Here is a 12,540-nt window from a genome sequence, read left to right as displayed (position 1 = left end):
CGCCGGATCACGAGCCGTGGCCGTTATCGCAGCAACGGGCGCTCGGTGTGCTCGATGAATTCGAGCATGCTGCGCACGTCCTCGCTGTTGCGCGCCTGGTCGGCCAGCTCCTGCTTGGCCTCGGCGAGCGGCAGGCCGGCCACGTACAGCGTGCGGTAGGCGCGCTTGATCGCCGCGATGCGCTCGGGCGAGAAGCCCCGGCGCTTGAGCCCTTCGCTGTTGATGCCGCGCGGACGGCCGAGCGCATCGGTGCCCACCATCGTGAACGGCGGCACGTCGCCGTTGGTCAGCGCGCCCATGCCCAGGAAGGCGTGCGCGCCGATGCGGCAGAACTGGTGCGCCCCGGAGAAGCCGCTGATGATCACCCAGTCGCCGACCACGACGTGCCCGGCCAGCGTGGTGTTGTTGGAGAACACGCAATGGTTGCCGACGTGGCAGTCGTGCGCGATGTGGGTGTAGGCCAGCATCCAGTTGTCGTTGCCGATCGTGGTGACGCCGCCGCCGCCACCGGTGCCGCGATTGATCGTGACGAACTCGCGGATCAGGTTGTTGTCGCCGATCACCAGCTCGGTGCGCTCGCCGGCGAACTTCTTGTCCTGCGGGTCGCCGCCGATCGCGGCATGGCCGACGAAGCGGTTGTTGCGCCCGATGCGGGTCGGGCCGTACACGCTGCAATGCGGGCCGATCTGGGTGCCTTCGCCGATCTCGACGTCAGGGCCGATGAGGGTGAAGGCGCCGACGCGCACGTTCGCGGCGAGCCTGGCCGACGGATCGATGACCGCGGTGGGGTGGATCAGGGGCGTGTCGTTGCTCATCGTTCCTCCGGATGCGTTCAGCCCTTGGCGCCGGCGCACATCACCTCGGCGCAGGCGACCACTTCGCCGTCCACCCTGGCTTCGCCGTAGTACCAGCCCATGTTGCGGATCAGCCGCTTCATCTGCACGTCCAGGATCAGCACGTCGCCCGGGACCACCTGCTTGTTGAAGCGCGCGTTCTCGACCTTGACCATGTAGAACAGCGTGGAGTCCGCGTCGCGGCCCAGGCCCAGCTGCGTCATCACGCCGCCGGCCTGCGCCAGCGCCTCGATGATCAGCACGCCGGGCATCACCGGGCGGCCCGGGAAGTGGCCCTGGAAGAACGGCTCGTTGATGCTCACGTTCTTCTGCGCAACGATGCGGCGCGCTTCATGGTCGAGCTCCAGCACCCGGTCCACCATCAGGAAGGGATAGCGGTGCGGGAGCAGCTCCTGGATGCGGGTGACGTCGATTGGCAACTGCAGCGTATCGTTCATTCTTTCTCCTTGCCCACAGCCAGGATGCGCCGGGCAAGGGCATCGAGCTGCTTGAAGCGTGCGGCGTTCTTGCGCCACGTACGGTTGTCGGTGAGCGGGGTCCCGGACGAGTACTCGCCCGGCTCGTGTATGGAATTGCGCACCACCGACTTGCCGGTGATGACGACCTTGTCGCAGATCTCGAGGTGGCCGACCACGCCGACGTGGCCGCCGATCAGGCAATAGCGCCCGATCCTGGCGCTGCCGGCGATGCCGGTGCAGCCGGCGATGGCGGTGTGCGCGCCGATGCGGCAGTTGTGCGCGATCTGCACCAGGTTGTCGATGCGCACGTCCTCCTCGAGGACGGTGTCTTCCAGCGCGCCGCGATCGACGCAGCTGTTGGCGCCGATCTCGCAATCGTCGCCGATCACCACGCCGCCGAGCTGCGGTACCTTGATCCAGCGGCCGGCGTCCATCGCCAGGCCGAAGCCGTCCGCGCCGAGCACCGCGCCGGGATGCACGCGCACGCGCTTGCCCAGGCGCACGCGGGTGACCAGGGTGACGCGCGCGATCAGCTCGCTGCCCTCGCCGATCTCGCAGTCCTCGCCGATCACGCAGCCCGGGCCGACGATGCAGCCGTCGCCGATGACGCTGCGCGCCCCGATGCTGGCGAACGGGCCGACATGCGCGGTGGGCGACACGGTCGCGCTCGGATCGATGCTCGCGCTCGGATGGATGCCGGCCGCGCGCGCCGGCGGCACGTCGAACAACGCGGCGATCTTGGCGAAGACCGTATAGGGATCCTTCGCGACCAGCGCGGTGCCGGATGCCGCCTCGGCATCGTCGGCGCGCAAGACCACGACGCCGGCGCGGCTGTCGGCCAGTTGCGCGCGGTAGCGCGGGTTGGCGAGGAAACTGAGCTGGCCGGGGCCGGCATGGGCCAGCGTGGCGACGCCGTGGATGGCCACGCCGCCGTCGCCATGCACCTGCAGGCCGAAGCGCTCGGCGATGTCCTGGGCGGTATAGGTAGGAGTATTCACGCCGGAATTCTACCGTGCGCCGTGATGGCGGTCATGTTGCGGCTGCCTGGCGGGCAGGCCAAGCCGTGCTCTTTATCCGAGCAGGTAGCGATCATCACGCTGGAGAAAGGCCCCCTTTAGTAAAGGGGGCGCGCCGCCGGCGCGGGGATTTGGTAGGCCAGTCGCCCACCAGACTCCTGCTGTGCAGGAGTCTGGTCCGCCAGGGCAAAGCCCTGGCGGGGCGGGCAGTTCGCTAGAACTGCCCGCCGAAGGTGAACTGCAGGCGCTCGATCTCGTCGCCGTCTTCCTTCTTCAGGGGGAAGGCGTAGCTGATCGAGATCGGGCCGACCGGCGCGCGCCACAGCAGCGCGATACCGGTGGAGGCGCGCAGCTCGTTGGCCTTGAAGTTGTCCCAGCCGTTGTAGACGTTGCCGAAATCGAAGAACGCGGAGACGCGCGCCGACGGGCTGTTGAACAGCCTCGGGAAGTACATTTCGAGCGAGCCGACCGTCTTGACCGAGCCACCCAGCGGTTGGCCGCGGCTGTAGTAGACCGTGGCCTCCGAGCGCGGGCCGAGGGTGTTGTCCTCGAAGCCGCGCACGGAGTTGGTGCCGCCGGCGTAGAAGTTCTCGAAGAACGGCAGGCCGGAGGCGTTGACGCGGCGGATCAGGTTGCTGCCGTTGCAGGCCTCGGGGGTATACCCGGTACTGGTCGTCGTGCCGCAGATGTCGCGGCTGTAGGTCTTGCCGTAGCCGTCGCCGTAGCCGAGGTCCAGGCGGGTGTTCAGCACCAGCGACGGGATGATCGGCCAGTACTTGGAGAACGAATAGGTGAGCTTGTAGTACTCCACGGTCGAGCCGGGCAGGGCGATTTCCGCGCCCACGCGCTGGTACATGCCGCGGGTCGGCATGAAGTAGTCGTTGCGGGTGTCGCGCGCCCAGCCCACCTCGCTGCGCCAGGTGTGGAAGGTGCGCTGGCCGACCGCGTCGATGTACTCGATGATCGACTGCGGGGTATAGCCCTGGTAGGTCGTGATCTGGTTGCTGTCGATGCCGAGCATCAGCGAGAACGCGTCGTTCTCGGTGATCGGGATGCCGAAGACCACCTGCGCCGAGCCGCGCTTGCTGTTGTACTGCGCGGCGTTGTAGTCGGAGTAGTCCAGCTTCTGCCACGCCAGGTTGTAGCCCAGCGAGACGCCGTCGTCGGTGAAGAACGGGTTGGTGTAGGAGAACGAGTAGCGGTCCTGGTAGCTGCTGCGCGAGGCTTCCACCGAGACGCGGTTGCCGCCGCCCAGGAAGTTGTTCTGCGACAGCTGCACCGAGGTGGTGACGCCGTAGGTCTGCGAGTAGCCCAGGCCGATCTGGAAGCTGCCCGACGTGGTTTCCTTGACGTTGTAGACCACGTCCACCTGGTCGTTGCTGCCCGGTACCGGCGGGGTCTCGACGTCCACGGTCTCGAAGTAGCCCAGGCGCTGCAGGCGGATCTTGGAGCGGTCGATCGCGGCCTGCGAGTACCAGGTGTTCTCGAACTGGCGCATCTCGCGGCGCAGTACCTCGTCGGAGGTGCGGGTGTTACCCTTGAAGATGATCCGGCGCACGGTGACGCGCGGCCCCGGCACGACCTGCAGGTTCACCGCGACGGTGCGGTGCTCGCGGTCCGGGGTCGGGATCGGGTTGACCTTGGCGAAGGCGTAGCCGACGTTGCTGAGCGAGTTGGTGATCGCGTCGGCGCTGTATTCCAGCAGGGCGCGCGAGAAGATGTCGCCGGCCTTGGGGATCACCAGCTTCTCGACGTCGGCCTGCGGCAGCACGGTGTCGCCGCTGACCTTGATCTCGGAGATCTTGTACTGCTCGCCCTCGGTGACGCCCGCGGTGATGAACATGTCGCGCTTGTCGGGGCTGATCGCGACCTGGGTCGAGTCGATGTTGAAGTCGATGTAGCCGCGGTCCAGGTACCAGGAGTTCAGCTTCTCCAGGTCGCCGGACATCTTTTCCTTGGAGTACTGGTCGTCGCGGCTGTACCACGACTTCCAGTTGTGCTCCTTCGACTCCCACTGGTCGAGGATGTCCCTGTCCAGGAACTTGTCGGTGCCGACCAGGTTGACGTGGCGGATCTTGGCGGCCTTGCCTTCCTTGATCGCGATGGCCACGTCCACGCGGTTGCGGTCCAGCGGGCTCACCGTCGGGGTGATCTGGACGTTGTACTTGCCGCGGTTGTTGTACTGGCGGGTCAGCTCCTGGGTGACGCGGTCCAGGCTCAGGCGGTCGAAGGTGCCGCCCTCGCTCAGGCCGATGTCGCTCAGGCCCTTGAGCAGTTCCTCGCTCTTGATGTCCTTGTTGCCGGTCACGGTCAGCTTGTTGATGGCCGGGCGCTCCTTGACCGTGATGACCAGGATGCTGCCCTGGCGGTCCAGCTGCACGTCCTCGAAGAAGCCGGTGCGGTACAGCGCGCGGATCGACTCGGCCACCTTGGCGTCGTCGACGGTGTCGCCGCGGTTGACCGGGAGATAGGTGAAGACCGTACCGGAGGAAATGCGCTGCAGGCCGTCGACGCGGATGTCACTGGCGACGAAGGGCTCGGCCGCGTTCGCGAGCGCGGGCAGGCCCAGGCTGGCGGAAAGGGCTAGAGCGAGGAAGCGGCGAGTGGGAAATCTCGTCATGTCACATCCGGTTGAAGTCGAATTCGTAGGTTGCGGGTTGCCGGCGTATGACGACGGGCATGGATGCGAATCCTTCGCGACGGCACCACGGTTCCATATGCGGGGATTCGGATTCGGTGGTCACGGGACCCGGCCGAGGATGTCGTTGTAGAACGCCAACCCCATCAACCCGGCGAGCACCGCCAGGCCCACGTACTGCCCGGCGGCCATGGCGCGCTCGCTAAGCGGGCTGCCCTTGACCAACTCGATAAGGTAATACAGCAGGTGTCCCCCGTCCAAGATCGGGATCGGGAGCAGGTTGATGATCGCCAGGCTCAGCGACAGCAGGGCCAGGAAGTACAGGAACCAGTCCGGCCCGCGCTTGGCCGAAGCGTTGGCGACCTTGGCGATGGTGATCGGGCCGGAGATGTTCTTGACCGAGGCCTGGCCGGTCAGCATGCGCCGGATCATGCCCAGCGAATCGCCGGCCATCCGCCCGGTCTCGCGGATCGCGGCCGGCACCGCGGCGAACACGCCGTATTGCAGCCGCGCGTCGTAGGCCGGGGCGGCGGCGCGGCCCACCGCGATGCCGATCCGGTAGGCGGGCTTGCCGTCGGTGCCGGTTTCGCGGGTCGGGACCAGTTCCAGCGCGAGCCGGTCGCCGTCGCGCTCGACCTCGACCATGCCGGCGCCGCCGCGCTCGCCCAGCGCCTGGATCTGCGGGGCGACCTGCTCGGCCGAGTCGATCGGGTGGCCGTCGATCGCCACGATGCGGTCGCCCGGCTTGAGCACGCCGTCGGCGGCCGAGCCCGGGGCGACCTCGGAAACCTGCGCCGGCTGGGTCAGGAACTGCCAGCCGAAACCGGCCAGCTCCGGCACGCGCTGTTCCTGGAAGCCCGCCGGCAGCTGCGACATGCGCACGATGACCGCGCGTTCGCCGCCATCGGCGCCGGCCGCGCGGATGCGCACGTCGCGCCGGTCCATCGCCGCGGTGGTCAGCAGCATGCTGGTGTCGCTCCAGCTGGCGACGTCGCGGCCGTCGACCGACAGCACGCGATCGCCGGCCCGCAAGCCGGCCTGGGCCGCCAGGCCCTCGACGTGGCCGAGCGTGGCGGAATAGTCCTGCTTGCCGATCACGAACATCGCCCACAGCAGGAGCATGCACAGCAGCAGGTTGGCGGCCGGGCCGGCCGCGACAATCGCGATCCGCTGCCACACGGACTTGGCGTTGAACGCCATCGAGCGTTCGGCCGGATGCACGTTGCCTTCGCGCTCGTCCAGCATCTTCACGTAGCCGCCGAGCGGGATCGCGGCGATCGCGAACTCGGTGCCGTGGCGGTCGCGGCGCGACCACAGCGGGCGGCCGAAGCCGACCGAGAAGCGCAGCACCTTCACGCCGCAGCGGCGCGCGACCCAGAAGTGGCCGAATTCGTGGAAGGTCACCAGCACGCCCAGGCTGACGATCATCCACCAGATGGATCCGAGCAGGTCACTCATTGGCGGCGGTCGAGGGCAGGCAAGGGAGGGAGATCGGCATCAGTGGCGGGCGAGGGCGGCTTCGGTCACCTGGCGGGCCTGGGCATCCACCGCCAGCAGGTGTTCCAGCGTATCCGCATTTTCCCCGGGCAGTGTGGAGAGCGCATGCTCGACCAGTGCAGGAATGGCTAGGAAACCGATCCGGCCCTGAAGAAAGGCTGAAACCGCCACTTCGTTGGCGGCGTTCAGGACGGCCGGCGCGCAGCCGCCGGCATGCATGGCGGCCCATGCCAGTTTCAGGCAGGGGAAGGCATCCAGGTCGGGCGCTTCGAAATCGAGCCGGCCATGCGCGCGCAGGTCCAGGCCGGCCACGCCGGAGGCGATCCGCTCCGGCCAGGCCAGGCCGACCGCCAGGGTGGTGCGCATGTCGGGCAGGCCGAGTTGGGCCAGGGTGGAGCCGTCGACGAACTCGACCAGCGAATGCACCAGGCTCTGCGGGTGCACCAGCACCTCGATGCGGTCGGCCGGCAGCCCGAACAGGTGGTGGGCCTCGATGACCTCCAGCCCCTTGTTCATCAGGGTGGCCGAGTCGACCGAGATCTTCGGGCCCATCGACCACTTGGGGTGGGCCACGGCCTGGGCCGGGGTGACGTCAGCCAGTTGGGCGCGGCTGCGCCCGCGGAACGGCCCGCCCGAGGCGGTCAGGATCACCTTGCGCACGCCGGGCCCGGCGCCGCTGCCGTGCAGGCACTGGAAGATCGCGCTGTGTTCGCTGTCGATCGGGATGATCTCGCAGCCGGCCGCCGCGGCCGTGCGCATCAGCAGCTCGCCGGCGAGCACCAGCGATTCCTTGTTGGCCAGCAGCAGGCGCTTGCCGGCGCGCGCCGCGGCAAGCGTGGAAGGCAGGCCGGCGGCCCCGACGATCGCCGCGACCACGGTATCGCAGGCCGCCGCGTCGCCGGCCAGCTCAGCCAGCGCCTCCTGGCCGGCGTGCGCCTGCGTGTCCAGGCCGGCCTCGCGCAGGCCGGCGCGCAGGTCGTCCAGCAGGCCGGGCCGGGCGATCACCGCATGGTCGGGCCGGTGCCGGCGGCACAGTCCGACCAGCGCGTCGACCTTGTTGCCGGCGGCCAGCACGCTGGCGCGCAGGCGGTCGGGATGGCGCGCGATCACGTCCAGCGCGGAGGCGCCGATGGAACCGGTGGCGCCGAACACGGCGACCTGGCGGATATGGCTGCCGGCCATCTCAGAAACCCAGGATGTCCTTGCCGAGCGCGAACACCGGCAGCGCGGCGAGCACGCCGTCGATGCGGTCCAGCACGCCGCCATGCCCCGGGATCACGTTGCCCGAGTCCTTCGCGCCGGCATGGCGCTTGAGCAGGCTCTCGAACAGGTCGCCCAGCACCGAGGCCAGCACCGCCACGGCGGCGACCAGCAGCAGCTTGGGCAGGCCGGCCACGGGCAGGCCGGCCAGCAGCCCGAAGGCGGCCGCCACCAGCAGGCCGGCGACCAGACCGCCGACCAGGCCCTCGACGGTCTTGTTCGGGCTGATCCGGGGCGCCAGTTTGTGGCGGCCGAAATGGCGGCCGGCGAAATAGGCGCCGGAGTCGGCGGCCCAGACCATGGCCAGGGCGGTCAGCAGCCACAGGTGGTCCTGCAGCGATGCGGTGCCGTCGAACGTTTCGCGCGTGCCCAGGTGCAGCAGCAGCAGCGCCGACCAGGCCGGGATCACCGCGAGCGTGCCGGCGGCGAGCTTGAGCACGCCGGCGCCACGGCTGTCGGGGCGGGCGCCGAAGTCGAAGAAGCGCAGCCACAGCAACGCCAGCAGCCACCATCCCACGCCGACCAGCGCGGCGATCTGGAACAGCACCATCGAGCCGGCGGACGCCCATACCAGCAGCACCATCAGCAACAGGTTCAGGACCAGCAGCACGGTGCGCGGCAGGGTGTCGTCGACGCCGGACAGCTTGAGCCACTCCCACAGCCCGGTCAGGAACACGACGGCAGCGGCCGCGGCCAGCCAGTCGGTCCTCAGGAACAGGATCGCGCAGATGGCGGCCGGCGCCATGATCAGGGCGGCGATGACGCGGGTCTGGGTCATGCGGAAGAATTCTCCGTCGCGCGCGAGGCGACCTGCGCACTGGTCAGGCCGAAGCGGCGCTCGCGCCCGGCGTAGTCGTCCAGCGCCTGCTGGAACACGGCGGCATCGAAGTCCGGCCACAGCGTCTCGGTGAACCAGAGCTCGGTGTAGGCCAGTTGCCAGAGCAGGAAGTTGCTGATGCGGGTATCGCCACCGGTGCGGATGAACAGGTCCGGCGGCGGCAGGTCGGCCAGGGCCATGCGCTGGGCGAGCAGCGCCTCGTCGATCTGCCCCGGCGCCAGGCGCCCGGCCGCGACCTCCTCGGCGAGGGCCCGCGCCGCCTGGGCGATGTCCTGGCGGCCGCCGTAGCTGGCGGCGACGGACAGCACCAGGCTGCGGTTGCCGGCGGTGGAATCCTCGGCCTGCTGCATGCGTTCGCGGATGTTCGGGGCGAACCGCGAACGATCGCCGATGAAGCGCACCTGCACGTCGCGCCGGTGCAACTCCTCCACCTCGCGCTCGAGCGCGTGCAGGAACAGCTTCATCAGCGCGTCGACCTCTTCCTGCGGCCGGCCCCAGTTCTCGCTGGAGAACGCGAACAGGGTGAGCGCCCGGATGCCTTTTTCGAGACAGGTGTCGACGGTGCGGTTGACCGCGCGCGCGCCGGCGCGGTGCCCGATCACGCGAGGGCGCCGCCGGCGCTGCGCCCAGCGGCCGTTGCCATCCATGATGATGGCGACGTGGCGGGGCAGCAGGGACGGTTCGGAGTCTGGACGCATGGCCGCGGTCGGCAACGTCAGACGGCCATCAATTCCTGTTCCTTGGCCTTGACCACGTCATCCACGTTCTTGATCGCCTTGTCGGTGATCTTCTGGATCTCTTCCTCGCTGCGGCGCACCTCGTCCTCGGTGATCGCCTTGTCCTTGAGCAGGTCCTTGACCTTCTGGTTGGCGTCGCGGCGGATGTTGCGGATGGCGACCTTGGTTTCCTCGCCTTCGCCGTGCACGACCTTGGCCAGCTCCTTGCGGCGCTCCTCGGTCAGCGCGGGCAGGTTGAGGCGGATCGTGGTGCCGGCGGTGTTCGGGGTCAGGCCGAGGTCGGACGCGAGCAGCGCCTTCTCGATTGCGCCGACCATGCCCTTGTCCCAGGGGTTGATCACCAGCGAGCGCGCGTCGGAAACCGACACGGCGGCGACCTGGGAGAGCGGCACCTCGCTGCCGTAGGCGTTGACCCGGATGGTGTCGACCAGGCCGGTCGAAGCGCGGCCGGTGCGCACCTTCACCAGGTTGTGGCGCAGGGCCTCGATGCTCTTGGCCATGCGGGATTGAGCGTCTTGTTTGATTTCGTTGAGCATCGCCGGAGTCCGTGTGGAACTGAATCGGGCGATTATAGCCGGGAAGGCCGGGGCCCGGGTTCCGGGGCCCGGGGTTCGCAAAGGCCGATGGCCCCGATTCACGTGCGGCCGGGTGCCGGGCCGGCCGCGCAAGGCCGGTCGATATCCGGCAGTCTTTTACCGGATCCCGAATCCCAAGCTTTTAGCTGCGGCCCTTCACCAGCGTGCCGATCGGTTCGCCGCGCAGGATGCGCAGCAGCACGCCGGGATGGCCCATGTCGAAGATGCGCAGCGGCAGGTCGCTGTCGCGGGCGAGCGCGAAGGCGGCGGTGTCCATCACCTCCAGGCCCTGGATGATGACCTCGTCGTAGGTGAGGCTGTCGTACTTGACCGCGTCGGCGTGCTTCTTCGGGTCCTTGTCGTAGACGCCGTCGACCTTGGTGGCCTTCAGCAGCAGGTCCGCGCCGATCTCGATCGCGCGCAGCGCCGCGCCGGAGTCGGTGGTGAAGAACGGATTGCCGGTACCGGCGGCGAAGATCGCGATGCGGCCCTTCTCCAGGTGACGGATCGCGCGGCGGCGGATGAAGTCCTCGCAGACGTCGTTGATCTTGATCGCGCTCATCACGCGGACCTTGGCGCCGAGTTTCTCGAGGGCGTCCTGCATCGCCAGCGCGTTGATGACCGTGGCGAGCATGCCCATCTGGTCGCCGGTGACCCGGTCCATGCCGCCGGCGGCCAGGCCGGCGCCGCGGAAGATGTTGCCGCCGCCGATCACCAGCGCGATTTCCGCGCCGGCCTGCTGGGCCTCGATCACCTCGTGGGCGAGGCGGTTGATCACTTTCGGGTCGATGCCGTAGTCCTCCTCTCCCATCAGCGCCTCCCCGGAAAGCTTGAGCAGGACGCGGCGATAGGCGAGTTCGGACATGGGAGTACCTCGGAGTGGGGGCGGCAAACGGCGCAAATTCTAGCGGATGCGCGCGCACCGGAGATGTAAATTTTTCCTTAGTGCGCGTCCTCGATCCTCGGAAGCGCCGGGCGCAGCCGTTCCCACGAAGGCGGGAATCCATGCGTGCTCGACGATGAAGGCCGGCTGCCAGGGCGATCGGTCACCCGGTTGCCGGGAAGCCTTCCCGGTCCGAAGGGGGCGAGGCGGTGCGGGAGGCCGGCAACGACCGCGGTCGCGGGGTCATGCGCATCGCGCCGGCCGCACGGCCTTTCTCACGCCTGCGCCGCATGCGGTTCGGCGCCGTGCACGTTCACCTGGTTGCGGCCGCGGTGCTTGGAGCGGTAGAGCACCTTGTCGGCGGCCTTGAGCAGTTCTTCGACGTCATCGAACCGCCAGCCGTCGCCCTGGGTCGCCAGTCCCGCGGAGAAGGTGATGTGGAGCGGGCCGTCGGCCAGCCGCGCCATGGGCGCGCGCGAGGTCGCCGCGAGCACGCGCTGCAGCACGGCCTGGGCCGCGGCGCTGGTGGTGTTGGGCAGGATCACCAGGAACTCCTCGCCGCCGTAGCGTGCGATGACGTCGCTGGCGCGCAGCGCGCCTTGCAGGGCGAGGGCGAAGTTGCGCAACACCTCGTCGCCGACCAGGTGGCCGTGGCTGTCGTTGACGCGCTTGAAATCGTCGAGGTCGATGAACGCGATCGACAGCGGGCGGCCATGCCGCTGGGCGATCTCGAACTCCTGCTCCAGCCGGGAATGCAGCTGGTGGCGGTTGTAGACGCCGGTCAGCGCGTCGCGGCTGGCCTGCTCGGCGAAATGGCGGACGCGGTTCTCCGATTCGTCGGCCTGGCGGCGCGCGTCGGCGAGGTCCTGCAGTTCGCGCAGGCCGCGCAGCGAGGCCAGTTCGCGGGCCTGCTCGAAGATCGCTTCGACGTGCCCCGGCGTGGGAACCCGGATGTCGAACAGGGCGCCGATGTCCGGGAGCGATTCGCCGATCTTCTCGATCACCTTCTCGAAGCGTTCCGCATCCAGCGCGAGCGCGTCCTTGACCCGGGCGAAGGCGATGCCGCGCGCCTCCAGCGGGTCGTCGCGGAGCCAGATGTCGGCGACCGGGCCGGACAGCGCCACGCAGGCGGCGAACGGTTCGGCGGGATCGGCGGGCGCTTCGCTGCGGGCGATGGCGGTGCGCAGGTATTCCGGCAGGTTCCATTCGCCGGCCAGCCAGCTGCCGACCTCGGCATGGTCGCAGCCGAGCGCGGCGCGTTCGGCTGCGACCAGGGCCGCGTTGTCCGTCGCGCTCTCCAGCAGCGGCGCGTAGGAGTCCGGCATCGCCTTCAGCAGCGCCAGGATGCCGATGTCCTGCAGCAGCCCGGCCAGCATCAGTTCCTCGGGCTTGCGCAGGCCGCGGGCCTGGCCGAGCACGCGGCAGGCCAGGGCGGTGACCGCGCTGCGGCGCCAGACGCGCTCGTGCAGCGGGTGCGGCCCGAACGCGTTGTGCAGGCCGTGCACCATCGAGAACCCGAGCGCGAGGCTGAGCGTGGCGTTGAGGCCGAGTATCGCCAGGGCCTGGCCCAGGTTCTCGGCCCGGCGCCGGCTGGCGTAGAGGGGCGAATTGGCGACCCGCAGCATGCGCGCGCTGAGCGCCATGTCCAGGGCGATCGCGTCCGCGGCGGTGGCCACGTCGGCATCGGGGTCCTGGGCCAGTTCGATGATGCGCAGTGCGACGCCAGGCGGGGAGGGCAGGTTCCGGCAGGAGGCCAGGGCGGCCTGGATTTCTGGGGACATGCT

At 69.0% G+C, this 12,540-nt stretch carries 11 protein-coding genes; all 11 read right to left on the bottom strand.

Annotation, left to right across the window (positions count from 1 at the left end; all coding sequences use genetic code 11):
* Window positions 1–23: 23 nt before the first annotated feature.
* Complete coding sequence (gene lpxA, locus M3M27_RS13780; protein ID WP_140722180.1) at window positions 24–815, bottom strand: acyl-ACP--UDP-N-acetylglucosamine O-acyltransferase; 792 nt, start codon at window positions 813–815, stop codon at window positions 24–26.
* Window positions 816–832: 17 nt separating this feature from the next.
* Window positions 833–1,291, bottom strand: a complete 459-nt coding sequence (gene fabZ, locus M3M27_RS13775) for a 3-hydroxyacyl-ACP dehydratase FabZ (RefSeq protein ID WP_140722177.1) — start codon at window positions 1,289–1,291, stop codon at window positions 833–835.
* Window positions 1,288–2,310, bottom strand: coding sequence for a UDP-3-O-(3-hydroxymyristoyl)glucosamine N-acyltransferase (gene lpxD / locus M3M27_RS13770; RefSeq protein WP_434025978.1), 1,023 nt, complete (start codon window positions 2,308–2,310; stop codon window positions 1,288–1,290). The genes fabZ and lpxD overlap by 4 nt, the downstream gene beginning before the upstream one ends.
* A 232-nt stretch (window positions 2,311–2,542) precedes the next feature.
* A complete protein-coding gene (bamA, locus tag M3M27_RS13765) occupies window positions 2,543–4,948 on the bottom strand; it encodes an outer membrane protein assembly factor BamA (RefSeq protein ID WP_140722171.1) in 2,406 nt (801 codons plus the stop codon).
* A 120-nt stretch (window positions 4,949–5,068) separates the two neighbouring features.
* A complete protein-coding gene (gene rseP / locus M3M27_RS13760) occupies window positions 5,069–6,424 on the bottom strand; it encodes an RIP metalloprotease RseP (protein WP_434025976.1) in 1,356 nt (451 codons plus the stop codon).
* A gap of 39 nt (window positions 6,425–6,463) precedes the next feature.
* On the bottom strand, window positions 6,464–7,645 hold the full coding sequence (locus M3M27_RS13755; RefSeq protein WP_434025975.1) for a 1-deoxy-D-xylulose-5-phosphate reductoisomerase: 1,182 nt from the start codon (window positions 7,643–7,645) through the stop codon (window positions 6,464–6,466).
* Between the two features lies 1 nt (window position 7,646).
* On the bottom strand, window positions 7,647–8,501 hold the full coding sequence (locus M3M27_RS13750) for a phosphatidate cytidylyltransferase (RefSeq protein WP_140722162.1): 855 nt from the start codon (window positions 8,499–8,501) through the stop codon (window positions 7,647–7,649).
* The gene (uppS, locus tag M3M27_RS13745) at window positions 8,498–9,259 is read right to left on the bottom strand and encodes a polyprenyl diphosphate synthase (RefSeq protein ID WP_140722159.1); all 762 of its coding nucleotides are present in this window, start codon (window positions 9,257–9,259) and stop codon (window positions 8,498–8,500) included. Before uppS ends, M3M27_RS13750 begins: the two co-directional genes overlap by 4 nt.
* A gap of 17 nt (window positions 9,260–9,276) precedes the next feature.
* On the bottom strand, window positions 9,277–9,834 hold the full coding sequence (frr, locus tag M3M27_RS13740; protein WP_434025974.1) for a ribosome recycling factor: 558 nt from the start codon (window positions 9,832–9,834) through the stop codon (window positions 9,277–9,279).
* Between the two features lie 181 nt (window positions 9,835–10,015).
* Window positions 10,016–10,738, bottom strand: coding sequence for a UMP kinase (gene pyrH, locus M3M27_RS13735; RefSeq protein WP_140722152.1), 723 nt, complete (start codon window positions 10,736–10,738; stop codon window positions 10,016–10,018).
* Window positions 10,739–11,031: 293 nt separating this feature from the next.
* Window positions 11,032–12,537, bottom strand: coding sequence for a GGDEF domain-containing protein (locus M3M27_RS13730; RefSeq protein WP_140722149.1), 1,506 nt, complete (start codon window positions 12,535–12,537; stop codon window positions 11,032–11,034).
* Window positions 12,538–12,540: the final 3 nt, after the last annotated feature.

This window comes from Xanthomonas boreopolis (genome assembly GCF_046529185.1).
In the GTDB taxonomy this organism is placed as follows: domain Bacteria; phylum Pseudomonadota; class Gammaproteobacteria; order Xanthomonadales; family Xanthomonadaceae; genus Pseudomonas_S; species Pseudomonas_S boreopolis.
This window is presented reverse-complemented; position numbering and strand designations above follow the sequence as displayed.

Bases quoted from the DNA above. Each gene is read 5' to 3' on its own strand.
- lpxA (WP_140722180.1), bottom strand. From the start codon at position 815: ATGAGCAACGACACGCCCCTGATCCACCCCACCGCGGTCATCGATCCG.
- fabZ (WP_140722177.1), bottom strand. From the start codon at position 1,291: ATGAACGATACGCTGCAGTTGCCAATCGACGTCACCCGCATCCAGGAG.
- bamA (WP_140722171.1), bottom strand. From the start codon at position 4,948: ATGACGAGATTTCCCACTCGCCGCTTCCTCGCTCTAGCCCTTTCCGCC.
- rseP (WP_434025976.1), bottom strand. From the start codon at position 6,424: ATGAGTGACCTGCTCGGATCCATCTGGTGGATGATCGTCAGCCTGGGC.
- M3M27_RS13755 (WP_434025975.1), bottom strand. From the start codon at position 7,645: ATGGCCGGCAGCCATATCCGCCAGGTCGCCGTGTTCGGCGCCACCGGT.
- M3M27_RS13750 (WP_140722162.1), bottom strand. From the start codon at position 8,501: ATGACCCAGACCCGCGTCATCGCCGCCCTGATCATGGCGCCGGCCGCC.
- uppS (WP_140722159.1), bottom strand. From the start codon at position 9,259: ATGCGTCCAGACTCCGAACCGTCCCTGCTGCCCCGCCACGTCGCCATC.
- frr (WP_434025974.1), bottom strand. From the start codon at position 9,834: ATGCTCAACGAAATCAAACAAGACGCTCAATCCCGCATGGCCAAGAGC.
- pyrH (WP_140722152.1), bottom strand. From the start codon at position 10,738: ATGTCCGAACTCGCCTATCGCCGCGTCCTGCTCAAGCTTTCCGGGGAG.
- M3M27_RS13730 (WP_140722149.1), bottom strand. From the start codon at position 12,537: ATGTCCCCAGAAATCCAGGCCGCCCTGGCCTCCTGCCGGAACCTGCCC.